Raw genomic sequence first — 23,008 nt, 5'->3', positions numbered from 1 at the left:
GATTTTTTCATCTGCCGCCGGCGTCGGCGGCAGACGATGTCTTCAAAGCAGCATCAGTTGCTCGGTTGCCTTGGCTGCGGCGACGAACTGGTCGGTCCTGAGCGACCGCCGCTCGGCGTTGAGGCCAAGCCGTTTGGCGGCAATCTCGAAGCGCCGGCCGATCTGCCAGGCATAGGGGCCGGAGCCTTTCATGCGCTTGCCCCATTCCGAATCGTAATCCTTGCCGTCGCGCATCGAGCGGATCAGCGACATGACGTGACGGTAGCGGTCCGGATAATGACGCAGCAGCCAATCCTTGAAGATCGGCGCGACCTCCAGCGGCAGGCGCAGCAGGACGTAGCCGGCCTCGCGCGCTCCTGCCGCACGTGCCGAATCGAGGATTCGTTCCATCTCCTGATCGGTCAGGCCGGGGATGATCGGAGCGACCATGACCGAGGCCGGAATGCCGGCATCCGAAAGCTGCCTGATCGCCTCCAGCCGCTTGGTCGGCGTCGACGCGCGCGGCTCCATCGTTCTGGCCAGCATACGGTCGAGCGTCGTCACCGACAGCGCCACCTTGGCCAGCCCGCGTTCGGCCATGCGCGACAGAATGTCGATGTCGCGCGTCACCAGCGCGGATTTGGTGACGATGCCGACCGGGTGGCCGCGCGCCTCCAGCACTTCGAGGATCTCGCGCATGATCCGGTACTGCTTCTCGATCGGCTGATAGGGATCGGTGTTGGTGCCGATGGCAATGGTGCGCGGCTGGTAGCCGTCCTTCGACAATTCCTTGTCGAGCAGCCGCGCCGCATCCGGCTTCGCGAACAGCTTCGATTCGAAATCCAGTCCCGGCGACAGGCCCATGAAGCTGTGCGTCGGCCGCGCGAAGCAATAGACGCAGCCATGTTCGCAGCCGCGATACGGATTGATCGAGCGGTCGAAGGAAATGTCGGGCGATTCGTTGCGGGTGACGATGGTGCGCGGCTTCTCGACCTGCACCTCGGTCTTGAACGGCGGCAACTCCTCAAGCGAATTCCAGCCATCGTCGAACACATGCCGGCTGACCGGCTCGAACCGGCCGGACGGGTTGATGCCGGCGGACCGGCCGCGATTGCGCTCCGGACGGATACGGACGCCACTCTGCTCGATCATTGCATTGGCCATCTCGGCTCTTCCAGCCCCGAAGGCAGCAATGTCGGCACGCACGATCTGTTCCATTTTCGCCCTCTCCCAGGGACTGTCGGCTGGCTGTCGAATCGCTCTGTTCATGAAAATAATCCTATTTGTTTCGGTGGAACAAATCAAGAACATTTTTATGGGGCGACGCAAAAACTGGCGCTGTGCCCGGCTTTCCGCTATTCGGCTAACCATGCTTAGCGTTCTCATCCAGACCCTGAATGACGAGGAAAGACTTGCCCGCACGCTCGCCTCGCTGATCGGCGGCGCGGTCGAGGGCGTGGTGCGCGACGTCATCGTCTGCGACACCGGCTCGACCGACCAGACGCACCGCGTTGCCGAACATGCCGGCTGCCTTTATGTGGCGAGCGGCGGCATCGCTGCCGGCATCAGGCAGGCCAAGGGCGACTGGCTGCTGCTGCTGGAGCCGGGCGCGCGGTTGGGGGAGGGCTGGATCGACGAGGTCGTCGCCCACACCGCCAGGCAAACCATGCCGGCGCGGTTCTCGCGGGCGCGCGGTAGCCGCGTGCCGTTCCTGTCGCGGGTGTTTTCGGGAAACCGGGCACTGGCCGAAGGGCTGGTGATCAGCAAGCGTCAGGCCGCGGCTCTATCGAAAAACGCCCGCAGCGCCGAAGCCATCGCCCGCGGCCTTGCGACCAAGAGGCTCGACGCGGAAATCTGGGTCGCGCCGGCGAAGTGACGGTCGTCTCTTTCCCGGTAAACGGGCGAGGGACGGTCGCATCGTTTGTGTTCCTCCCAAGGAGCCATGCGACCGCAACGGACGCATCAAGGACGAAGACCATCAGTAGCGATGGCCTTCATGCTTCCACGCCAGAATCTCCTCGGTCGTGAGGGGCTTGGCCCTTGCCCGCGCGGCGCGGACTTCTTCGATCAGAGCGCCCAGGTCGTTGATTTTGGGGATTCGGCTCAGTTTCGCGATCGGATTGTTGCCACGCGAAATGATGACTTCTTCGCCGGCTTCGACCTTGGCCAGCAGATTTGACAGGTGTGTCTTGGCCTCTCCGACCTTGACGGTGATGGTCATGGTTCTCTCCTGAGGTCGCGCGTCAGCGCCGTCGTCGAGCGGCGTGTGGACAGAACGGCATCGGGAATTTTAGACGACGGCAGTGCGATTTGCCGTGTTGGTCCGTGTTGGTCAAGACTTGATCTTACGAAATTATCCGGAGCGATTGAAGCAAATTGAAACAGCCGACGAACTCCTGCATGCGGTGACGGCGGGACATGATGGAACCCGCGTTGGCGCGATTTTCGTGGGAGAATGCATATGCTTGTCGTCCTGCGGGAAACTCGCGATACTCGGCGAGATTTCGGGGAGATTGCAGATGAATATATCCAAATTCGTTCGTATCGCCTTGCTGGCAGCCGCTTGCTCAGTGCCAACGATCGTGGTGGCGCAGGAATCGTCGCTTTGGTCGGTTTATGAGAACACGCTCAAATCGGCCAAGTACATCGATCTGACCCATGCCTTCGAGCCGGTGCAGCCGGTATGGCCGGGCTTCGCCAACGCCAGGTTCAAGTCGGCTGTCGCCGGGAAGGACATCGAGGGCTACGTCAAGGCCGGCGAAGAGTTCACTTACGACAAGCATGGGTTTGTTGCGAGCGCCTACGAGTTGACGACGGACCAATATGGCACGCAGCTCGATCCGCCCTCCCACTGGAACCCGCTCGGCGCAACGATCAGCGACCTGCCGGCCACCTATGCCGTGCGGCCGCTCGTCGTCATCGACATCAGCGGCAAGGTGCGGACTGACGAAGGCTATCACCTCCAGGTCGCCGACATCGAAGAGTGGGAAAAGCAGCACGGCCGCATACCGGAAGGTTCAGTCGTCTTCGTGCGTTCGGATTGGTACAAGAAATGGTCCGATGCCGCCCGCTTCAACCAAAAACCGTTTCCAGGTGTCAGTTTGGACGCACTGAAATTCCTGCATCTGGAGCGGAAGATCCTGTTTCATGGTCATGAGCCGCTCGACACCGACACCACGCCCAATCTCGAAGGCGAACACTGGCTGCTTCACAACGATTTCACGCAGGCAGAAGGCGTTGCAAATCTCGACAAGGTGCCAGAGGCCGGTGCGTTGGTCACAATCGGCTTCGCCAAGCCGCTCGGCGGGTCGGGCGGATATGCGCGTTACATCGCGATTGCACCCGCTGACTGGACGGAGGGCGTCTCGGTCACCGAAGCGCCTGGTGCGCCGCTTCCCCAGCAAACCGCGCCGCTCAAGCGCGACGAGAACGGCGTCTTCCGCCCGACGCCCTGATAGTAGAGGATATCATCGGGGCGGCAGGGCCGTGGCACGTCCCATTCCACGCGATTTGTGGCGCAAGTCGGGACAAAAGGTTCAGACGACCAGCCCTCCGGCGCTCGCGAAAACGTGACTGTCCCGATGATAGCCATCACAATTGCTGGCGCTATCGTGGCATGAGCGCCAATCCTGCCACGGGAGACAGCCTTGCTCCGCCTGTCCGCCGTTGTTCTGCTGACTGTGGCTTTCTGGCCGTTCGCCGCTTCGGCCCAGGAAGAGCCGCCGCCGTCGAGATGCGTTGCGATCGCTGAAGCGCTGCCGTCGGCCACCTTTGCCAGCTTCACAGCGCCAAACGCGCAGACGTCTCGGCTGGCCCAGGCTTTCGTCGATGGCGACGTTACGATCACCTATGCCGGCCATTCGACCTACGTCATCAAGACGCCCGCCGGCGTCAGGATCGCCACTGACTTTTCTGGCGTCTATGGCGCTGACCCGCTGCCGCGCGTCGTGACTATGAACAAGGCCCACCGCACCCACTATTCGGACCATGTCGATCCCGGCATCGAATATGTGCTGCGCGGTTGGAATCCGGACGGCGGTCCGGCGCGCCACGCCGTTGTCGTAGACGATGTCTATATCCGCAACGTGCCGACGGATATCCGCAATGGCGGCGATCTTGGCAAGGACGGCAATTCCATCTTCATTTTCGAAGTGGCTGGCCTCTGCATCGGCCATCTCGGCCATCTGCACCACCGGCTGGAGGACGCGCATTACGGCGCCATCGGCAGGCTCGACATCCTTATGGTGCCGATCGACGGCGGCATGACGCTGTCGCTCGACCGGATGACCGAAATCACCGCGCGGCTTTATTCATCAATGATCCTGCCGATGCATCGCCATTCGACCCCGATCAGCGAGTTCACAGGTAGGATGGGCGACGATTTCGCGGTGGAATTCCTCTCCGGCCGGTCGCTGACGGTCTCACTGAAGACGCTGCCCGACCGGCCGACGATCATCATCCTCGAAGGTGTTTGACCGCTTCGTCGCGGCCTCATCCGCTGTGCGCGGCCTCACTACTCCACCTCGCTCAAATCACGCGCTGTCGCGAACTCAACGAGCCTTAATGCTCCGTCAAGCTTGCCAGAAGGATTCCGAGAGATCCTTTTATTGTGCATTGCACAAAGCCTGACCGGGGATTACCATTCGTGATGCGGGCGGACGGGTTTGGGTAACGCCTGAGCGGTGAGCGGCCGACGTTTCGTCGGCGCCGCCCTCACAGCTGAGGATCCTGATGACCCCTGACAAATCCGGTGCTGCAAGCCTTGAGTCGATCGCTCGAAACGGCAGTCTGCTGCGTCGCATTGCCGTGCGGATTCCGACCTATCTGTTGGACCTTCGCGAGAATCCGGCATGGCTGCCGATGTTCATGCTGGCGCGCACCATGCCGGCACGGCGGTTGCATTGGCGTGGCGCAAAACCGGTTCGACCGGCACAACAAGTCCAGGAGACGGTGTTCACCGGCATCGATCGTTATGCGGTGGTCGGCGCGCTCCGCTTGGACGGGCTCTTTTCCGGACTTGCGCTGCCGCAGTCGATCCACGAGGAGATCGCCAGCTTCGCGCAGCGCACGCCTTGCTTCGGTAATTTCGACCGTCGGCTGGAGTTCCTGCCGGCAAAGCACGCGGAGGCCGAGAAGCGCTTCGGCCGCCCCTTGCTCAGCGGCCACTTTTTCGAGCGGATCCTCGACTGTAACGCTGCGCTTACCGTGCAGCGCGATCCGCTGCTTCTCGACATCGCCGCCCATTATCTCGGCAGCCAGGCGAAGCTGATCACCACGCGCGTCTGGTGGAGCTTTCCGACGAGCGCCGCCTCCGACGCCGAGAAGAACCTGGCGTCGCTTGGCAAGTACCACTTCGATCTCGACGATTGGCGGATGCTGAAATTCTTCTTCTATCTCAATCCGGTCGATGCCGAGACTGGCCCCCATGTCTATGTCCGCGGCAGCCACAACCGCCGCACCCTCAAGCACCAGTTGACGCTCCTCGTCGGCCATCCCGCGGAAGAGGTTCTGAATGTCTACGGCGCGCAGAGTCCGATTACGCTGACCGGCGAGGCGGGATCGGGCTTCGTCGAGGATCCCTTCGGCTTCCACATGGGCACCGTGCCGACGCGCAAGCCGCGGCTGATGATGGAAGTCGGCTTCGGCGTATCGCCGCCCTCGCGCCGGCGATTCCACGGCGAGCCGGTCATTCGGTGATTTTCGGCGCTGGTTCTGGTCCCGAACAGCCTTTTGAGAACCTGGTCTAACTCGCCTTGGTGCCGCCGCGCCGCAGATGCTCGTCCAGGCGCGGCATGATCTCGACGAAGTTGCAGGGCATGTGCCGGTAGTCGAGCTGCGGCTTCAAAATGCCGTCCCAGGCGTCCTTGCAGGCGCCGGGCGAACCCGGCAGCACGAAGACGAAGGTCGCGTTGACGACGCCGCCAGTCGCCCGGCTCTGGATCGTCGAAGTGCCGATCTTGTCGTAGGAAATGCGGTGGAACACTTCGGAAAAGCCGTCCATGCGTTTTTCGAAGATCGGCTCCAGCGCCTCCGGCGTTACGTCGCGGCCGGTAAAACCTGTGCCGCCGGTGGTGATGACGACATCGATCGCTTCGTCCCGCGACCAGTTCTGAACCTTGTCACGGATTTTCTCGCGGTCGTCGGTGACGATGTCGCGGCCGGCGAGAATATGGCCGGCCTCGACGATGCGGTCGGCCAGCACCTGGCCGGATTTGTCGTCGGCAGGGCTGCGCGTATCGGAAACGGTCAGCACCGCGATGCGCACGGGAATGAAGGAACGGCTTTCGTCAATCCTGGCCATATGCGTCAGGCTCCGATGTCATGCTTCGCGTCGCGGCGACGAACCAGTCGGGATGGCGGCTGCGGATATCGACGGCGGCGCGCTTGGCGACATTGCCGGTCTCGAACAGCCCAAAACAGGTCGCACCGGAACCGGACATTCGCGCGAACCCCGCTCCGGCCTTGTTGAGCACCGAAAGCGCCTTGCCGATGGCAGGTTGGATCGCCCGTGCCGCAGGCTCGAGATCGTTGCGGGTGATCTCCAGCCAGTTGCGGATGCTGTGGAAGTCGAGGTCGCGCGGCAGCGGCGGCAGTCCCTCATTGTCGCGATCAGAAAGCGCATTGAACACCTCGGCCGTAGAGATGGCAGTGCCGGGATTGACGAGAACCAGCCCGAGCGCGGGAAATCCCGGCACGGCCGACAGTTCGTCACCGACGCCGCGCGCGATCAGCGGCCTTGCCATAAGGCACATGGGAACGTCGGCGCCCAGCGAGAGGCCGACCCGCGCCAGGTCGGCATCGTCGAGGTCCAGCGCCCATGTCTCAACGAGCCCGCGCAGCACCGTTGCGGCGTCGCTCGACCCGCCGCCGACGCCGGATGCGACCGGCAGGTTCTTTTCGAGCCTGATTGCGACCGGCGGCGTATGCCGCGGGCCGGCCTGCTTTCGCAGCGCATCGCGCGCTTTCACGACCAGGTTGCTGTCGTCGAGCGGGACTGCGGAGGCATATCGGCCTGACACGAAGAACCCGTCGCTGTCGGCGAGATCGATGTCAACCCGGTCGCCGAAGCGCGTGAACACCGCCAGGCTCTCGATCGTGTGATAGCCGTCGGCGCGCCTGCCGGTGACGTGCAGCGCGAGATTTATCTTGGCATGCGCATGCAATGCCCGGACCCTATTGCCGGAAGCCACTGTGTCAGTCACGAGAGGGATGATGTCAGTCCTTGGCCAGGCGGTATTCGCCGGTCTTCGGATCCCTGACCAGCGTGCCCATTGTGCCGTTGGTAGCCTGCTTTTCGGTGCGCCGAATCTTGGCCGTCACCCGCTCGGCTTCCCTGACGAAGGAGCGATAGCCGAAATAGGCGAGCAGGCCGACTGCGATAAAGAAAATGATCTGTGGCATGTCAAACTCCTCCCTCGCAAGGCCGACTGCGGCGCCGGTCGGGCCGGTCAAGCTTTCAAGTTAAACGCTTTCGCCGGTTTTTCAAAGCCCGAAGCGCGCCCACAGCGCGCGCTCTTCCGCCGCATCGATCACGCCGCTTGCGGCAGCAGCGGCGATCTCGGGCGCCGAAAAGCCGCCTCTGTTTGAGCCGAACCAGCCGAAGCGGCCGAACAGGCCGCGCGGCGCCGTGATCAGCTTGAACTGGGTTTTCGGCCCGAAGCGAGCCCTCAGCACGCTGCGCATATCGCCGAGCGCATCGACAAGGCCGAGCTCCAGTCCCTTCTTGCCGGTCCAGAACAGGCCGGTGAACAGGTCCGGGTCGTCCTTGAGCTTTGGCCCGCGCCGGTCCTTGACGAGGTCGATGAAGGTCTCGTGGACCTCGAGCTGCAGCGCTTTCAGCCGCTCGATATCTTCCTTCTTCTCTGGCTTGAACGGATCGAGCACCGCCTTGTTCTGGCCGGCCGTGTGGACGCGGCGCTCGATGCCGATCTTCTTCAACAACTCGGGAAAGCCGAACGAGGCCGACACCACGCCGATCGAACCGACGATAGACGACGGATCGGCAAAGATCTCGTCGCCGGCGACCGCGATCATGTAGCCGCCCGACGCCGCCACGTCCTCGACGAAGACCAGAACCTTTTTGTTCTTCTCGCTCGCCAGGTCGCGGATGCGTCTGAAGATCAGCCGCGACTGCACCGGCGAGCCGCCCGGCGAATTGATGGAAATGGCGACCGCGGGCGCGTCGAAGGAAAACGCCTTCTCAATAGGGCCGGCGGTGGATGCCAGCGACAGGCTCGGCCGGAACGGGCCGCCGCCGGGCATGATGGTGCCGTGCAGCCGGATGACGGGAATGGTGACGATGTCGGAGCGCCAGGATTTCGGCAGCAGGCGGTTCAGGAAGCGTTTCACGGGGTCTCCGGTCAAATTGGCTTGAAGGCATGTAGGGATTCGCCGGCCAACGGCAATGCCGCGACGCCGGGCCGGCCAAAAAGGCTCAGTCGCCGAACAGCGAAGCCATCCCGTTGTTGATCATCTCGGTCCGCTCCGTGGGGCCGTCACCGGATTGCGCGTGCAGCATCAGCGGCGGGCGGATCGACAGTTTTCCGCGGGCGCCGAGGATTGCCCTGACGACGATGCGGATCGCCGCTGCCTCGGGGCGGGGGTGGACGGCCAGCATCTCGGCGTCGCCGAAGCGGCCTGATAGCGCATCGAGGATGGCGCCGAGCTGATCTGGCCTGGCAATCACGGCAAGACCGCCGCGCGGCCTGACCACAGCAGCCGCGCTTCGGATCCAGCTGTCGAACAGCCCGTCCTCCATCACATGCGCCGCCTTCCTGAGCGGGTCGGGTGTGGCGCGATCCTCGGCGGCGTTGAAGGGCGGGTTCATGATGACGAAATCGAAAGAATTGTCGGCAAGTCCAGTGGCGGCTCGCGCCTGGCCCGACAGCGCGACGTCGGCGGCGAGCAGCGAGGCGCGGTCGTTGAGATGTGCATTACCGGGGTGGGCAAGCGTCGTTGCGGCGAAGGCCGCCATTTCCGGAGACCGTTCGATGAGCGCGGCCTCGGCATCAGGACAGCGCGACAGCACGGCCAGGCCTGCGGCGCCAGCACCCGCGCCGAAATCGGCAAGGCGCCCGGCGAAGGAGGACGGCACGGCAGCCGCCAGCATCATGGCGTCCATGCCGGCGCGATGGCCTGCCTGTTTCGGCTGCACCAGCCAGAACCGCCCGCGATGGAAAGCATCGACCGTATGGGCCGGCGTGTCCTGGACAAGGGTGGCGCGCGCCGCGGACATTACTTCTGGCGCATCTCGTTGGCGATGCCGGCATCCGTCAGGATGCGCCGCGCCGCATCGGCTTGGTCGGCTTCGACCATGATACGCCTGGGCAGGATGCCGATCGAACCGTCGAGCACGCTCATGTTCTGGTCGGCGACGAAACAGCCGATGCCGGCGTCGCGCATCAGCGATTCGACAAAGGAGATGATCACGGCGTCGTTGGTGCGGATAAGCTCTATCATAGGACGAAACTCGCAGGTTGCAGCGTCTATGTAAACGTGGGTGGCTTCCGTCGCCACCTCGACCGCGCCAAATCGCCTCTTGCCGTGCCTGTGGGTAGCGCCCTAGAGTCTGCGGCGGTATCGGGGTGCCGTCGTGCGCGTGACATAAGACGGGAGTTTGTCGTGGGTGTCGTTCTCAACATCGAAAACGGAAAGCGGGAAGCCGCCTCCATTAAGGATCTCATCGACCTGACTTCGGCCGATATGGGGCGCGTCAACAAATTGATCCTGTCGAAGGCCGGTTCCGACGTCGAGATGATCCCGGAGATTGCCAACCACCTGATCTCTTCGGGTGGCAAGCGGCTGAGGCCGATGCTGACGCTCGCCTCAGCCCAGATGTTCGGCTATTCCGGCGAGGGCCATGTCAAGCTCGCCACATCAGTCGAGTTCATGCACACCGCCACGCTCCTCCACGACGATGTCGTCGACGAGAGCGGCATGCGGCGCGGCAAGAAGACCGCCCGCATGATCTGGGGCAACCAGGCGAGCGTGCTGGTCGGCGATTTCCTGCTTGGCCAGGCGTTTCGCATGATGGTCGATGTCGGTTCGCTGGAAGCGCTCGACATCCTGTCCAGCGCCGCCTCGATCATCGCCGAGGGCGAGGTGATGCAGCTCGCCGCCGCCAAGAACCTCGAAACCACGGAGGATGAGCATTTCGCGGTGATCAAGGCCAAGACCGCTGCCCTGTTCTCGGCCGCCGCCGAGGTCGGTCCGGTCATCGCCCAGGCGACGCGAAACGATCGCGCGGCGCTGCGCTCCTATGGCATGAATCTCGGCCTAGCCTTCCAGCTGATCGATGATGCGCTGGATTATGGCGGCACCAGCAAGGATCTGGGCAAGAATGTCGGCGACGACTTTCGCGAAGGCAAGGTGACGCTGCCGGTGATCCTCGCCTACCGGCGCGGCACCAAGTCCGAACGCAGCTTCTGGAAGCGCGCCATCGAGGACAATGTCACCGATGACGCCGGGCTGGAAAAGGCGATCGGATTGATGACCCGCCACGGCGCTATCGCCGACACCATCGGGCGCGCCGGCCATTTCGGCGAGATCGCCCGCGACGCGCTGGCGCCGCTTGAAGCTACGCCGCAGAAATCGGCGCTGCTCGACGTCATCGATTTCTGCATCAGCCGGGTGAACTGAAGATATCGCCGACATTTGGCCGGCACGGCGCCGGCCCGTGTTTTTGTCTTCCCGGAATTGCGGCGGTGAAATCATGCACGTTCCGCAGCGGCATGGTTAGCAGCAGGGCAGGGCTCCGTGACGGTCAGCGCCCGGCAAAATGTCGGGGTCATGAAAATGACCACGCGCTCTTCAGCAGCGCCACGAGCTCGCTCTGACGGCTGGTTTCGGTTTTCCGGAAGATTCGCTCGAGATAGGTGCGGGCCGATTTGACGGCGATGCCGATTTCCATGGCCGCCTCCTGCACCGAATGGCCGGAGGCCAGCTCGACGGCGAGCCGGGCTTCCGCCGGCGTCAGGTCGAACAGGCCTGAAAGCACATTGGGCGACGGAACAGTGGCGCCGGTACCGACCGTGGTTGCGACAACCAATACATCTGCACCCGAAAAAATATCGTTTCCGGCGCGGCGCAGCGGCAACAGCTGAATGACCAGCGCGGGCCGCCCTTTGATGGCCGCAACCGGGATGGACCGCACGACGCGGCTATCCCGGTTCTGCGCGATGGCCTGCTGGAAAAGCGCGTTTGCAGTTTGATCGGCAATCGCCATACCACCATGGGCTGTGGGAAGGAAGACGTCCGCGATGCCTTCGAAAAGCGGATTGGCCGTCAGCACACGGCCCGATCCACTCATGATTGCGGCCGGCAGTCCGATTTCCCGGAGAATGGATACGGCGGTCCTGGCCCGATCCAGACCCAGGCGCCCGGCGACGAGGCCGGCCCGTGCGAGGTGCGGACGCAGTCCGTTCAACAGATCGATTGCGGCCTGGTCATAACTCCCGTCCTTCAGCCAGCGCTGGAAGACAAAAAGGACAAGCTCGCCGCCAGGCATGGGGATGGCTGTGCATAGATGCGGCCCGATGCCAAACGCGGTGGCACTTTTGCGAACGGGATCGCGCTCGATCTCCTCGCAGGTGATGAAATTATCGACCCGCACAAAGCTTGCTGGCTGCGCGGCGCACAAGCGCTTCACGCTCTCGAAAAACCGCCAAGTGTCTCCCTTCATGAACTCATCGAGCAAGGGCTGGAGATGCGTTTCGGTGATGGCGCGGACCGGCGAATGATCGCTGACTATAAAGATCGCGCCGTTTGCCGAGCGGGAGATCGCGCTTGCCGCCGCCAATACCTCCGGCCACAGCTCGGCCGCGAACGACGCTTCGTAGATTCGATCGACAATGGCGAAGGTCTGCTGGCCCTGCGGCATTTCCAGCATCGGCATCTTCCTGGGCGAAGCAACGGCATCCATCTGCACGGTTCCACGCATCATTCCGCTGCGGAAACTATCGACGCCCGCCGCTTACGGATCGCTTACGGCATCGCGGCGCCGATGCTGCAGCAGGACAGGCCGGCAGCGCGTCAGGCCGGCAAATCGCGGTCGACGGTCGCAATTTGGCGCCTTTCCGCGTTGTTTTTGATAGCATTACCCGATTGTGAATTCGGGCCGGGTTGAAGCCTCACCCCAAAAAGGCCATGCTTAACGTGGAAAAGATCGAGTCAACGGCGATCCCGCTGACGCGGGTATGGCTTCGACTGAAAGGGATATGATGCGGCAAGGATGTGCGCGCTGGCTGACAGGGCTGGCAATTGTGACGGGCATGGCGGTCTCCGGTCTGCCCGCCTATGCCAAAGAGACCACCGAGCCGGTCAATATCACGTCGTTCTCGGGCGCCTATCTTGCCGCGCGGGTCGCCGAAGGCGACAATGATCTCGACAGCGCCATCGCCTACTACAAGCAGGCGCTCGCCTTCGCTCCCGGTGACACCTCGTTGCAGCAAAGCCTGATGCTGTCGCTGATCGCGCAGGGGCGCTTCGAAGAATCCCTGGTCTATGCCGACAAGCTCAAGACGGTTCCCGACGTCGAGCGGTTCTCGCGCCTGGCGCTGGCCGTCGGTTCCTTTCACAAGAAGGACTTTTCCAAGGCCGAATACTGGCTCAAGCTTTCGCTCGAATCCGATCTCGACCGGCTGATCTCTGGCGTCATGACCGGCTGGGCCAAGCAGGGCGCCGGCGATCCCGGCGAGGCCATGGCCTCCATCGACAAGCTGCAGGGCCCGGACTGGTTCGGCCTGTTCAAATCCTTCCATCGCGGGCTTATCGCCGATGCCTCGGGCCTGCCCGAAAAGGCGGATGCGATCTACGCCGCCACCTTGCAGGACACCGCGACCGGCGCCGCCGCGCCCGAAACCTGGATGCGCAACGCGCAGGCCTATGCCTCCTTCCTTGCCCGCAAGGGTGACAAGGACAAGGCGCTGTCCGTGCTCGATCAGGCCGAGGCATTTGCACCCGGCAAGGTCGAGATATCGGCGCTTCGCGACAGGATCGCCAAGGGCGAGAAGATCGAACCCTTCGTTGCCGGCCCGTCCGACGGCGCCTCGGAAATTCTGCTCGATCTCGCCACCGCGCTCAATCGCGGCGGCGGTGAGCCGTTCGTCCGCCTCTATCTGCAATACGCCCTGGCACTAAGGCCCGACAGCGACGCGGCCCTCGTCCAACTCGCCGCAGTCTCCGAGCAGTTGAAGGACGGCGAGGGCGCCATCGCCTTCTATCGCCGCATCCCGGCCGGTTCGCCGCTGAAGACGCTGTCGGAACTGCAGCTCGGCCTCAACCTTGCAGATCTCGACCGCTATGACGAGGCCATCGCCCATCTGAAGGCCCTCGTCGAAGCGCGTCCCGACGACATGCGCGCCTATCAGGCGCTCGGTGGCGTCTATGCCTCGAAGGAGGATTTCCGCTCCGCGGCCGGTCTCTATGACAAGGCGGTGGCGATGCTGAAGGCCCCGACCCGCGCCGATTGGAACATTTTCTACCAGCGCGGCATCGCCTATGAGCGACTGAAGGAGTGGCCGAAGGCCGAGCCGAATTTCCGCAAGGCGCTGGAATTGTTCCCCGACCAGCCGCAGGTTCTGAACTATCTTGGCTATTCCTGGGTGGACATGAACACCAACCTCGAGGAAGGCCTTCAGATGATCCAGAAGGCCGTCGAGCTCAGGCCGAGCGACGGCTACATCGTCGATTCGCTGGGCTGGGCCTATTTCCGCCTTGGCCGATTCGACGATGCGGTGCGCGAATTGGAACGTGCCGTTTCGTTGAAGCCGGAAGATCCGGTGCTCAACGATCACCTTGGCGATGCCTATTGGCGCGTCGGCCGCAAATTGGAAGCCACCTTCCAGTGGAACCAGGCTCGCGACCTCAAGCCGGATCCCGGCGTGCTCGCCGCCTTGCAGCAGAAACTGCTGAAGGGCCTGCCGCCGATCGAATCCAACACGGCGCAGGAAACCCCGAAGGTCAAGCCCGAACCGACGACTGCGCCAAAGGGCTGAATACTTCTGAATTCGATTATGCGGGGCTCGTCGCCGCTGTCGCTAAGGGTCTGGACTATAAGCCATGCTAATCGTGCGCGGTGCCGAGCACGGCTCGGAGCCCTGAGTCATTCTGTTCCTCGATCCGTCGGGTCGTACGGTCGTAGGCATCCGAAAACAACTCGGAATGCCGACTCCAATCCATGAAGCTGATCGTGTTGGAAACCTCCGGACAGATCAGGATATCCTCTTCGCCGACGGCAATGTCCTGCGGCCGGTGTGCCAGCATGCTCGAGGCAATGACCTGAAGCATGCTGGGAACCCGAGGCAAGCGGGCACGACCGAAAGGGTTCAGCAAGGCCAATGCCAGTTCGGAAGCTCCGGGGATGCGGTCATAGTCTATGTCGTATTTCTGCGGTGCACTCGACCCGAAGGTAACGATGACATTGGGTCCGGTCTTGAGCTCCTTCATCTGCTCCAGCGGCAAATTGTTCATGATAGCGCCGTCCACCAGCATATCGCCGTCATCCGTAAAGAACGGCGGCAGGACGCCCGGGATGGAGCCGGACGCCCGAACGGCGTGCCAGAGCTTTCCACGACGGTGGACATGGGGCTGACGGCTGCTCAGATTGGTCGAAAGCGCAAAGAACGGAAGCCAAAGATCCTCGATCAGAACGTCGCCGTATTCCAGCCGAAGGGCCCGATCAAACGCTTTGTGATCCAGAAGCGCGAAATGCGGCAAGGTGGGACGGCGAAACGCCCGGCTCTTGATAAATATGTTGTGGGTGCCTCGGTCGATCTGGTCGGCATCCAAGCCTCTTGCGAAGCCGGCCATCATCGCCGCGCCGGAACTTGTCCCGCCGAGATAGTCGAAGCAAGCGCCCGCCTCAACGAAAGCCTTGTAGACGCCTAAATGAGCGCTGCCGAGGGACCCACCCCCTGCCGCCACGAAGCCCAGTGCCTTGCCCGAAATAAATCGGACCAGGCGCTGGAAATCGGACCCGTCGCCCAGCGCAACATGATGATGCTGGTCAACATAGGGTCGCTCATCGAGCCATGCAGAGGTACCGGAGACCGCAGCCGAGCGAGTGTCGTGAATTAGGACAAGCCGACTGGTCGATGGCGGATGGACCGATAGCGTCAGTTCCTCAGACGGGTTCAGGCGAGGCGAGCAGGACGCGTTGGCCAGCAACAGGACGGTATCGGCCTGGCGAATGCAGACTTGGGTCCATTCATTAGGTTCCTCATCGGCAACATAGACGATGAATTGGGCTTCCGCCTCCAGTTCGTTCAACCAGTTAAGGATCGGCTGGTCGTCGATCGGAAGACCTGGGAACTTCGCTTGGATGTCAAGCCGGGAAACGAACCGAGCGCGCGTGGCAGCGCCGAACGCTTGCCGCAGGTGCTGGATGAACACCGGTGAGAGGCGACTTCCGCCGGCTGCAATGATCGCAAGCGTTCGGATCTTGGCAGGTTCCTTGAGACGCGACGAACTCGGAGATTGGATGGCAAACCGGCGCGCCAGAAATACCGTGACCGCCTCCCTCAGGCTCGGCAATGTCTCGGCCGCCTTCTCGAAATGATTGCGACCGATTTCAAGGACGATCGAATCGCGCGCTGCAAGGACAGTGGCCATGCGGGGTAGTCCCGCGAAGAAACCGATTTCACCGATGAGTTCACCCTGTGCGATCGCGGCGACCGAGCCAGTCGAATCTCCTTTGTGTACCGTAAAGCGTCCAGACAGCACGATGAAAAACCTGTCCGACGCATCCCCTTCGCGAACCAGAACCTCACCGCGTCTCAGGACCCGACGGTCCGATTCGGCAGCTAAAGCCTCGAGCGCCAACAACGACGCCCGATCGAACATCAATGTTGCCGACAATAAACTCGCTGCAAGAGAATCGACGGAGGACATCTGAGCCATCCCTTGGGAATTCATGACTTTTGTCTCCTCGAGGGTGCTGGACGCCCCGCCGGATGATACCACACATGAGAGCCGCCGACGGCTGAGGCGCGGGACTGATCGCTGGGCGCTCTCATCTCTGGCTCCCAGGAAGGGCCACGATCAGGCCGCCACGTCCCTGCCGTTTCGCCGTATGTCACGCGTTAACTCACCCGATTGCCCTGGCTGCGGCCGGCCCCTTGCCTTGACGCTTGCCGGTGGGCGCTCTAGGGAGGGCCGCATCCCCGTCTTTCCCGTCGAGGCCGCCGTGACAGTTGATATCCCAGCCCATATGCATCCCAGCCGCTCGTTCCAGGGGCTGATCCTGACTTTGCATAACTACTGGGCGGACTATGGCTGCGTCGTTCTCCAGCCCTATGACATGGAAGTCGGTGCCGGCACGTTCCACCCGGCGACGACCTTGCGCGCGCTGGGGCCAAAGCGCTGGAACGTGGCCTATGTGCAGCCTTCGCGCCGGCCCAAGGACGGGCGCTACGGCGAGAACCCGAACCGGCTGCAGCACTATTACCAGTACCAGGTGATCCTGAAGCCGAACCCGCCCAACCTGCAGGAACTGTATCTCGGCTCGCTGGCGGCGATCGGCGTCGATCCGCTTCTGCATGATATCCGCTTCGTCGAGGACGACTGGGAAAGCCCGACGCTCGGCGCCTGGGGGCTGGGCTGGGAGTGCTGGTGCGACGGCATGGAAGTGTCGCAGTTCACCTATTTCCAGCAGGTCTGCGGCATCGAATGCGCGCCGGTGGCGGGCGAGCTCACCTACGGGCTGGAGCGGCTGGCCATGTATGTGCAGGGCGTCGACAATGTCTACGACCTCAACTTCAACGGCCGCGATGGCGCCGACAAGGTGACCTATGGCGAGGTCTTCCTGCAGGCCGAGCAGGAATATTCGCGGCACAATTTCGAATTCGCCAATACCGCGATGCTGCTTCGGCATTTCGAAGACGCCGAAGCCGAGTGCAAGGCGCTGCTCGATGCCGGCGCGCCCCTCTCCCCCCTCGAGGGGGAGATGCCCGCGGAGCGGGCAGAGGGGGTCGCCTCAGAAGGCACCGCAAGCAAGGTCCCAGCGACTCCTCCCGCGTCTAGCCACCCCCTCAAGGGGGAGGGGAACCACCGTCTGGTATTTCCCGCCTACGACCAGTGCATCAAGGCCAGCCACGTCTTCAACCTGCTCGACGCGCGCGGCGTGATTTCCGTCACCGAGCGGCAGAGCTACATCTTGCGGGTGCGCAATCTGGCGAAAGCCTGCGGCGAGGCGTTTTTGCTGACGCAGGCAGGTGGTCTGGCGGCTTAGCTCCAGAGGCTGTTTGCGATTTCGACTGATACGCTGATTGGCGATACGCCTTGGCCGCTCGAGCCAGCCATTGTCCGCAGCGCTTGTCTAACGCCGGGCATCGTGAACGTGCCATGAGCCTGCGCCGCAAAACAGGCGCTGAGCGCGAGGATCTGCAGAAATGTCGATGCCGTCTTCATAGTCGTTCAGCCAATAGTTCTCTGCCTGAGCGTTGGTCGCTTCAGCGCTGCGTTCGGTTCATGGAGATCTTTGACCCAAGGACGGATGGTCCCGCTCTGGCCCGACAGGCAGCGGCATATTTTTGGCAATCGTCCGTGGATGCGCCGATTGCATGGGACCAGCCGAGTTGCTATGCCGCCTGGACCATTTCGCCGCGTGAGCACAATTTATGCCCGACCTGCTTTTAGAACTTCGTTCGGAAGAGATTCCCGCGCGCATGCAGCGCAAGGCGGCGGGCGACCTGAAGAAGATGATGACGGACGGTTTGGTCGAGGCCGGGCTGACCTATGAGGCGGCGCGCGAATATTGGACGCCGCGCCGGCTGGCGCTCGACATTCGCGGCGTGACCGCGCGCTCGAAGGACATAAGCGAGGAGATCAAGGGACCCTCGACCAAAGCGCCCGAACAGGCGGTCCAAGGTTTTCTGCGCAAGGCCGGTCTTTCCTCGATCGCCGAGGCGCATGTCCACGCCGATCCGAAGAAGGGCGACTTCTATGTCGCCCATATTGCGAAGCCGGGCCGGGCGGCCGAGACGATAATCGCTGAACTGGTGCCGGGCATCATCCGCGACTTTCCATGGCCGAAATCGATGCGCTGGGGGCCAGCCTCGGCGAAACCGGGATCGTTGCGCTGGGTGCGGCCGCTGCAGTCCATCCTCTGCACCTTCGGCCCGGAGACCGAGGAGCCGGTGGTCGTCGATTTCGAGATCGACGGCATCCGCTCGGGAAACATCACCTACGGCCATCGTTTTCACGCGCTGGGCGCCATCGGCGTGCGCCGTTTTGACGACTATGCCGCCAAGCTGGAGGCGGCGAAGGTTGTGCTCGACGCCGACCGGCGCAAGCAGATCATCCTTGCCGACGCCAGGAATCTCGCTTTCGCCAACGGGCTCAACCTTGTCGAGGACGAGGGGCTGCTTGAGGAAGTGTCAGGCCTGGTCGAATGGCCGGTCGTGCTGATGGGCGAATTCGAGCAGGACTTTCTCGCCATTCCGGCCGAGGTGATCCGACTGACCATCCGCGCCAACCAGAAGTGTTTTGTGACGCGGCCGCAGGGCGCCGGCGAGGAGCTTTCCAACCGCTTCATCCTGACCGCCAACATCGAGGCCAGCGACGGCGGCAAGGAGATCGCCCACGGCAACGGCAAGGTGGTACGCGCCCGCCTTTCCGACGCGCTCTATTTCTGGAAGACCGACCAGGGCGATTTGCCCGACCTCGACCAGTTGCAGGCATCGGCGGAAAAGTTCGGGCTCGATCTCAAAAAGCCGCTCGACCAGCGCATGGCCCGCCTCGACCATCTCGGCGTCACCTTCCACGCCAAGCTCGGCACGCAGGGTGAGCGGGTGGAGCGGATTGCCCAACTGGCTGAAGAATTGGCGCCGATAGTGGCGAGCGGAATCTCCCCCCTTGAGGGGGAGATGGCCGGCAGGCCAGAGGGGGTCGTTGCGCGTGGATCAGCGACCCCCTCTGTCGCCTTCGGCGACATCTCCCCCTCGAGGGGGGAGATTACCGCGCTGGCACGTCGCGCTGCCGTCCTGGCCAAGGCCGACCTCACCACCGAGGTGGTCGGCGAATTCCCGGAATTGCAGGGCGCCATGGGCCGCAAATACGCGCTGCTGCAGGGCGAGCATCCCTCGGTCGCCGCCGCCGTCGAGGAGCACTATAAGCCGCAGGGCCCGTCCGACCGCGTGCCGACCGATCCCGTATCGGTGGCCGTAGCGCTCGCCGACAAGCTCGACATGCTGGTCGGGTTCTGGGCGATTGACGAAAAACCGACCGGGTCAAAGGACCCCTATGCTCTCCGCCGCGCGGCGCTGGGGGTGGTGAGGATTCTAGTCGAGAACGGTATCCGCCTGGCGCTCATGCCCACCTTCGGAAGCGCCTATAAGTGGGCGAACTATCTCGACAAGAATGCGATTACAACGCTGGAAGGGAAGGCGGAGCAAATCTACCCTTCCGACCTCCTCGCTTTCTTCCACGATCGCCTGAAAGTTTATCTGCGCGACCAGGGCGCGCGGCATGATCTGATCGATGCGGTCATCACGCCGCGGTCCGACGATCTCCTGCAAATCGTTCGTCGCGTCCAAGCCCTAGGCTCTTTCCTCGACACCGAGGACGGCAAGAACCTGCTAGCCGGCACCAAGCGCGCGGCCAACATTTTGGCCGCCGAGGAGAAGAAGAAAACGACGATCGCCGAAAATGTTGAGCCGGTTCGATTCCGGGAAGAGGCCGAGAAATCGCTGTTTGCCGCGGTGAATCAGGCCGAGAAGGAAGCCGGCCAAGCGATTCACAACGAAGACTTTTCCGCCACCATGCTGGCGCTTAGCGCGTTGCGTGAACCGGTTGATTCATTCTTCGAACGCGTTCTTGTGAATGATGAGGACCAGGCCGTGCGCGCCAACCGCCTGGCGTTGCTGGCGCGCATCCGGGCAGCGACCGACCAGGTCGCGGATTTCTCGAAAATCGCCGGCTGAGGCTTGGCAATTTAGGCGAGCGTCGTCCTGGCTGCGAACGGCTATCTGGCCTGGTCGATCTCGGGGATGGGCGTTGGTTGCGGTGTTGCGGGCTCGGGCGGGCTGTTCGTTGCGGTATTTTTTTTGTCGGATTTCGTGGCCGCCGCAGGTGCTGCGGCAGCGGTTGTCGCGGCAGGTGCGGGGCTGGGCGCCGGTGTTGCGAAGGCGTCGCCGACGATGCCGCCGCGAATGATCATCGGGCTTTGCGTGAAATCATGCTTGGGCTTGGGCTGGCTCGGGATCGCAGAAACTTTTTCATAGGTGACATCGGGCACTGGTTCGCCGAGCGCCACGATCGATGGCGTCGAGGAGTTGCCAGCCACCTTCGCCGGTTCAGGCGCACCGAGGCTGACGACGGACGGGGTCGAGGATGGTGCAGCAGGAACAACGAAGGATGAAGCCTGTGCTGTGCCCGCCGCCAGAGTGAGGCCAAGCGCCCCCAGGATACGCACCCAGACCATGATAGCTCCCCTTGCCCAACAAGCCGGCACCATAGCGTCCGGGAATTGATGCGGGCTTGCCAGGAAAGCTGGCATTTTAGCTATTGGCAATTCGCTTCCGCCCGGACTTGCCCCGTGAACGTCACCGTATTACGCACCGACATCCGTAAGGTCCCGCTTCTGTAAGGTGATGAGAGTGGCTGAGATACTTGCCGCCGGCGAGGCGATGGAGCGGGCGCTGGCGCTGCTCGAAGGGGGCGATGTCGTCGCCATTCCGACCGAAACCGTCTACGGGCTGGCCGCCGATGCCACCAATGGTGTTGGCGTGGCGCGCATCTTCGAGGTCAAGGGCCGGCCGCGCTTCAATCCGCTGATAGCTCATGTCGCCGATCTGGCGATGGCCGATCGCATCGCGCTGTTCGATCCCGTGTCGAAAAGGCTGGCGCAGACATTCTGGCCGGGACCGCTGACGCTGGTGCTGCCGCAGCGGCCCGGCAACGGCATTCATCCGCTGGTCACCGCCGGGCTCGATACGGTCGCGCTGCGCATGCCGAAAGGCTTTGGCGGCCAACTGATCGCCAGGCTCGGACGCCCGCTTGCAGCGCCCAGCGCCAATTCCTCAGGCAGGATCAGCGCAACGACGGCCGAGGCCGTGGCCGCCGATCTCGGTCCAAAAATCAAGCTGGTGGTCGATGGCGGCGCGACGTCGGTCGGGGTCGAATCGACAATCGTGAAGATAGAGGGCGGAAAGCTGCGGCTGCTGCGGCCGGGCGGCATTGCCGCCGAAGAGATCGAAGCGACCGCCGGCATGAAGCTGCTGCGCGGCGCGGCGGGCATCGAGGCCCCGGGCATGCTCGCCTCGCATTACGCGCCGGGTGCTGCAGTGCGGATCAACGCCGCAAAAGTCGCAAAGGGCGAAGCCTTGCTGGCGTTCGGCCCGCGCCGCGCCGAAGGCTGGCAAGGCGCAGCCGCCTTGCGCAACCTGTCAGAGACCGGCGACCTGCGCGAGGCCGCGGCCAACCTCTTTGCCCATATGCAGGATCTCGATCGCAGCGGCGCCAAGACAATCGCCGTCGAGCCGATCCCCTCCGACGGGCTGGGCGAGGCGATCAACGACCGGCTTTCGCGTGCCGCCGCCCCTCGTGACAAGATCGACTGAGCACCATAGTTTCCCATCCATGAACGACATCTCAAGGGATATCGACCCCGCCCTCATCGACCGCTTTGCGGCAATCGTCGGCGACAAATATGCGCTTCGCGACCAGCAGGATATCGCGCCTTACCTCACGGAGAGGCGCGGTCTGTGGCATGGCCGGACGGCGCTGGTGCTGAGGCCCGGCAGTGTCGACGAGGTCAGCCGCATCATGCAGCTGGCAACCGAGACGGGAACGCCGGTCGTGCCGCAAAGCGGCAACACCGGGCTGGTCGGCGCGCAGGTGCCGGACACGTCCGGCCGCCAGATCGTGCTGTCGCTGTCGCGGCTGAACCGCATCCGCGAGATCGACGTCCTGTCCAACACGGTCACCGTCGAGGCCGGAGTCATCCTGCAGACGCTGCAGGAAGCGGCCGATGCCGCCGACCGGCTGTTTCCGCTGTCGCTTGCCGCGCAAGGCTCCTGCCAGATCGGCGGCAATCTCTCTTCCAATGCCGGCGGCACCGGCGTTCTCGCCTATGGCAATGCGCGTGAGCTGTGCCTCGGCGTCGAAGTGGTGCTGCCGACCGGCGAGGTGTTCGACGATCTGCGCAAGCTGAAGAAGGACAACACCGGTTACGATCTGAAGAACCTGTTCATCGGCGCAGAAGGCACGCTCGGCGTTATCACCGCCGCCGTGCTCAAGCTTTTCCCAAAGCCCAAGGGACGCGAAGTGGCCTTTGCCGGCCTGTCGTCACCTGAGGCGGCACTGTCCCTGTTCAGCCTGGCGATGGATCGCGCCGGTGCGGCGCTCACTGCTTTCGAACTGATCGGCCAGCGGCCCTACGATTTTACGCTGCTGCACGCGCCAGGCGTCGTGCGGCCGCTGTCCGGGGATTGGCCGTGGTATGTGCTGATGCAGATCTCTTCGGGTCGCTCGGCGCAGGATGCGAGGGCCCTGATCGAGGAGGTGCTCTCAGCCGGCCTCGAGCAAGAGATCGTCGGCGATGCCGTGATTGCGGCGAGCATCGCGCAGGGCGATGCCTTCTGGAATTTCCGCGAGCTGCTGCCCGAGGCGCAGAAGCCCGAAGGCGCCTCGATCAAGCACGACATCTCCGTGCCGGTGGCGGCCATCCCGCAATTCATCGAAAAGGCAGCCGGCGCCGTTCAATCGGTCAGCCCCGGTGCGCGCGAGGTGTGTTTCGGCCACATGGGCGACGGCAATCTCCACTACAACATCTCCCGGCCGATCGGCGGCGATGACGAAGCGTTTCTCCGGCTCTATCATGCCATGAACAAGGCCGTGCACGATGTCGTGCGCAGCCTTCACGGCTCGATCTCGGCCGAGCACGGCATCGGCCAGCTGAAGCGGGATGAATTGATCGCGACAGCGCCGCCGATGGCGATCGAACTGATGCGCAGGGTGAAGACGGCCTTCGACCCGGCCGGCATCATGAATCCCGGTAAGGTTATCTGATCCTTTCGCCGTCTTGTGAATG

At 63.1% G+C, this 23,008-nt stretch carries 21 protein-coding genes; 10 read left to right on the top strand and 11 right to left on the bottom strand.

What is annotated here, in order from left to right:
• Window positions 1–42 precede the first annotated feature (42 nt).
• Window positions 43–1,197 carry a PA0069 family radical SAM protein gene (locus AC0L2M_RS02150; protein WP_027152303.1) on the bottom strand — a complete coding sequence of 385 codons (1,155 nt, stop codon included), beginning with the start codon at window positions 1,195–1,197 and terminating at the stop codon, window positions 43–45.
• Window positions 1,198–1,348: 151 nt separating this feature from the next.
• Here AC0L2M_RS02150 and AC0L2M_RS02145 point away from each other — a divergent pair, with 151 nt between their 5' ends.
• The gene (locus AC0L2M_RS02145; protein ID WP_287072799.1) at window positions 1,349–1,855 is read left to right on the top strand and encodes a glycosyltransferase; all 507 of its coding nucleotides are present in this window, start codon (window positions 1,349–1,351) and stop codon (window positions 1,853–1,855) included.
• 102 nt (window positions 1,856–1,957) lie between these two features.
• Here AC0L2M_RS02145 and AC0L2M_RS02140 read toward each other — a convergent pair whose 3' ends face one another.
• Window positions 1,958–2,200 carry a type II toxin-antitoxin system Phd/YefM family antitoxin gene (locus tag AC0L2M_RS02140; RefSeq protein ID WP_128167706.1) on the bottom strand — a complete coding sequence of 81 codons (243 nt, stop codon included), beginning with the start codon at window positions 2,198–2,200 and terminating at the stop codon, window positions 1,958–1,960.
• 298 nt (window positions 2,201–2,498) lie between these two features.
• Between AC0L2M_RS02140 and AC0L2M_RS02135 the strand changes: the two genes are divergently transcribed.
• From AC0L2M_RS02135 to AC0L2M_RS02125, 3 genes are all read left to right on the top strand, one after another.
• Window positions 2,499–3,434, top strand: coding sequence for a cyclase family protein (locus tag AC0L2M_RS02135; RefSeq protein ID WP_473533906.1), 936 nt, complete (start codon window positions 2,499–2,501; stop codon window positions 3,432–3,434).
• A gap of 192 nt (window positions 3,435–3,626) precedes the next feature.
• Window positions 3,627–4,454 carry an MBL fold metallo-hydrolase gene (locus tag AC0L2M_RS02130; protein ID WP_473533905.1) on the top strand — a complete coding sequence of 276 codons (828 nt, stop codon included), beginning with the start codon at window positions 3,627–3,629 and terminating at the stop codon, window positions 4,452–4,454.
• A gap of 256 nt (window positions 4,455–4,710) precedes the next feature.
• Window positions 4,711–5,676 carry a phytanoyl-CoA dioxygenase family protein gene (locus AC0L2M_RS02125; RefSeq protein WP_473533904.1) on the top strand — a complete coding sequence of 322 codons (966 nt, stop codon included), beginning with the start codon at window positions 4,711–4,713 and terminating at the stop codon, window positions 5,674–5,676.
• A 46-nt stretch (window positions 5,677–5,722) separates the two neighbouring features.
• On the opposite strand, the gene moaB is transcribed toward AC0L2M_RS02125, so the two are convergent.
• The 6 genes from moaB to AC0L2M_RS02095 form a co-directional block, all read right to left on the bottom strand.
• On the bottom strand, window positions 5,723–6,280 hold the full coding sequence (gene moaB / locus AC0L2M_RS02120; protein WP_287217832.1) for a molybdenum cofactor biosynthesis protein B: 558 nt from the start codon (window positions 6,278–6,280) through the stop codon (window positions 5,723–5,725).
• Complete coding sequence (locus AC0L2M_RS02115; protein WP_473533903.1) at window positions 6,267–7,169, bottom strand: 4-(cytidine 5'-diphospho)-2-C-methyl-D-erythritol kinase; 903 nt, start codon at window positions 7,167–7,169, stop codon at window positions 6,267–6,269. Before AC0L2M_RS02115 ends, moaB begins: the two co-directional genes overlap by 14 nt.
• A 25-nt stretch (window positions 7,170–7,194) precedes the next feature.
• Complete coding sequence (locus tag AC0L2M_RS02110) at window positions 7,195–7,380, bottom strand: hypothetical protein (RefSeq protein WP_077381693.1); 186 nt, start codon at window positions 7,378–7,380, stop codon at window positions 7,195–7,197.
• Window positions 7,381–7,461: 81 nt separating this feature from the next.
• Window positions 7,462–8,328: a S49 family peptidase gene (locus tag AC0L2M_RS02105; protein ID WP_473533902.1), complete on the bottom strand. Its 867-nt coding sequence runs from the start codon at window positions 8,326–8,328 to the stop codon at window positions 7,462–7,464.
• Between the two features lie 85 nt (window positions 8,329–8,413).
• Complete coding sequence (locus AC0L2M_RS02100; RefSeq protein WP_473533901.1) at window positions 8,414–9,214, bottom strand: tRNA1(Val) (adenine(37)-N6)-methyltransferase; 801 nt, start codon at window positions 9,212–9,214, stop codon at window positions 8,414–8,416.
• Window positions 9,214–9,438, bottom strand: coding sequence for a putative signal transducing protein (locus tag AC0L2M_RS02095; protein ID WP_023799382.1), 225 nt, complete (start codon window positions 9,436–9,438; stop codon window positions 9,214–9,216). Before AC0L2M_RS02095 ends, AC0L2M_RS02100 begins: the two co-directional genes overlap by 1 nt.
• A gap of 162 nt (window positions 9,439–9,600) precedes the next feature.
• Here AC0L2M_RS02095 and AC0L2M_RS02090 point away from each other — a divergent pair, with 162 nt between their 5' ends.
• The gene (locus tag AC0L2M_RS02090; protein ID WP_473514732.1) at window positions 9,601–10,617 is read left to right on the top strand and encodes a polyprenyl synthetase family protein; all 1,017 of its coding nucleotides are present in this window, start codon (window positions 9,601–9,603) and stop codon (window positions 10,615–10,617) included.
• 148 nt (window positions 10,618–10,765) lie between these two features.
• On the opposite strand, the gene AC0L2M_RS02085 is transcribed toward AC0L2M_RS02090, so the two are convergent.
• Window positions 10,766–11,899 (bottom strand): helix-turn-helix transcriptional regulator, encoded by a 1,134-nt coding sequence (locus tag AC0L2M_RS02085; RefSeq protein WP_473533900.1) that lies wholly within the window; start codon window positions 11,897–11,899, stop codon window positions 10,766–10,768.
• A gap of 298 nt (window positions 11,900–12,197) precedes the next feature.
• Here AC0L2M_RS02085 and AC0L2M_RS02080 point away from each other — a divergent pair, with 298 nt between their 5' ends.
• On the top strand, window positions 12,198–13,973 hold the full coding sequence (locus AC0L2M_RS02080) for a tetratricopeptide repeat protein (RefSeq protein ID WP_419696991.1): 1,776 nt from the start codon (window positions 12,198–12,200) through the stop codon (window positions 13,971–13,973).
• 67 nt (window positions 13,974–14,040) lie between these two features.
• Here the strand turns inward: AC0L2M_RS02080 and AC0L2M_RS02075 are convergent, their stop codons facing one another.
• Window positions 14,041–15,867 (bottom strand): patatin-like phospholipase family protein, encoded by a 1,827-nt coding sequence (locus AC0L2M_RS02075; RefSeq protein ID WP_473533899.1) that lies wholly within the window; start codon window positions 15,865–15,867, stop codon window positions 14,041–14,043.
• Between the two features lie 295 nt (window positions 15,868–16,162).
• On the opposite strand from AC0L2M_RS02075, the gene AC0L2M_RS02070 reads away from it, so the two are divergent.
• The gene (locus AC0L2M_RS02070) at window positions 16,163–17,206 is read left to right on the top strand and encodes a glycine--tRNA ligase subunit alpha (RefSeq protein WP_473533898.1); all 1,044 of its coding nucleotides are present in this window, start codon (window positions 16,163–16,165) and stop codon (window positions 17,204–17,206) included.
• Window positions 17,207–17,594: 388 nt separating this feature from the next.
• Window positions 17,595–19,898, top strand: a complete 2,304-nt coding sequence (gene glyS, locus AC0L2M_RS02065; protein WP_473533897.1) for a glycine--tRNA ligase subunit beta — start codon at window positions 17,595–17,597, stop codon at window positions 19,896–19,898.
• A gap of 41 nt (window positions 19,899–19,939) precedes the next feature.
• Here glyS and AC0L2M_RS02060 read toward each other — a convergent pair whose 3' ends face one another.
• Complete coding sequence (locus AC0L2M_RS02060; protein WP_473533896.1) at window positions 19,940–20,398, bottom strand: hypothetical protein; 459 nt, start codon at window positions 20,396–20,398, stop codon at window positions 19,940–19,942.
• 175 nt (window positions 20,399–20,573) lie between these two features.
• On the opposite strand from AC0L2M_RS02060, the gene AC0L2M_RS02055 reads away from it, so the two are divergent.
• Complete coding sequence (locus AC0L2M_RS02055) at window positions 20,574–21,536, top strand: L-threonylcarbamoyladenylate synthase (protein ID WP_287061508.1); 963 nt, start codon at window positions 20,574–20,576, stop codon at window positions 21,534–21,536.
• 19 nt (window positions 21,537–21,555) lie between these two features.
• Complete coding sequence (locus tag AC0L2M_RS02050) at window positions 21,556–22,986, top strand: FAD-binding oxidoreductase (protein WP_473533895.1); 1,431 nt, start codon at window positions 21,556–21,558, stop codon at window positions 22,984–22,986.
• The last annotated feature ends 22 nt before the right edge of the window (window positions 22,987–23,008 follow it).

This window comes from Mesorhizobium sp. WSM4806, from assembly GCF_055811635.1.
The sequence above is the reverse complement of the archived record's forward strand: the minus strand, read 5'-3'. Positions and strand labels throughout refer to the sequence as shown.

Excerpts from the sequence above, each read along its gene's own strand:
- AC0L2M_RS02075 (WP_473533899.1), bottom strand. The coding sequence starts at position 15,867 with ATGTCCTCCGTCGATTCTCTTGCAGCGAGTTTATTGTCGGCAACATTG.
- AC0L2M_RS02085 (WP_473533900.1), bottom strand. The coding sequence starts at position 11,899 with ATGGATGCCGTTGCTTCGCCCAGGAAGATGCCGATGCTGGAAATGCCG.
- AC0L2M_RS02100 (WP_473533901.1), bottom strand. The coding sequence starts at position 9,214 with ATGTCCGCGGCGCGCGCCACCCTTGTCCAGGACACGCCGGCCCATACG.
- AC0L2M_RS02050 (WP_473533895.1), top strand. The coding sequence starts at position 21,556 with ATGAACGACATCTCAAGGGATATCGACCCCGCCCTCATCGACCGCTTT.
- glyS (WP_473533897.1), top strand. The coding sequence starts at position 17,595 with ATGCCCGACCTGCTTTTAGAACTTCGTTCGGAAGAGATTCCCGCGCGC.
- AC0L2M_RS02135 (WP_473533906.1), top strand. The coding sequence starts at position 2,499 with ATGAATATATCCAAATTCGTTCGTATCGCCTTGCTGGCAGCCGCTTGC.
- AC0L2M_RS02140 (WP_128167706.1), bottom strand. The coding sequence starts at position 2,200 with ATGACCATCACCGTCAAGGTCGGAGAGGCCAAGACACACCTGTCAAAT.
- AC0L2M_RS02095 (WP_023799382.1), bottom strand. The coding sequence starts at position 9,438 with ATGATAGAGCTTATCCGCACCAACGACGCCGTGATCATCTCCTTTGTC.
- moaB (WP_287217832.1), bottom strand. The coding sequence starts at position 6,280 with ATGGCCAGGATTGACGAAAGCCGTTCCTTCATTCCCGTGCGCATCGCG.
- AC0L2M_RS02150 (WP_027152303.1), bottom strand. The coding sequence starts at position 1,197 with ATGGAACAGATCGTGCGTGCCGACATTGCTGCCTTCGGGGCTGGAAGA.
- AC0L2M_RS02145 (WP_287072799.1), top strand. The coding sequence starts at position 1,349 with ATGCTTAGCGTTCTCATCCAGACCCTGAATGACGAGGAAAGACTTGCC.
- AC0L2M_RS02060 (WP_473533896.1), bottom strand. The coding sequence starts at position 20,398 with ATGGTCTGGGTGCGTATCCTGGGGGCGCTTGGCCTCACTCTGGCGGCG.
- AC0L2M_RS02110 (WP_077381693.1), bottom strand. The coding sequence starts at position 7,380 with ATGCCACAGATCATTTTCTTTATCGCAGTCGGCCTGCTCGCCTATTTC.
- AC0L2M_RS02125 (WP_473533904.1), top strand. The coding sequence starts at position 4,711 with ATGACCCCTGACAAATCCGGTGCTGCAAGCCTTGAGTCGATCGCTCGA.
- AC0L2M_RS02080 (WP_419696991.1), top strand. The coding sequence starts at position 12,198 with ATGCGGCAAGGATGTGCGCGCTGGCTGACAGGGCTGGCAATTGTGACG.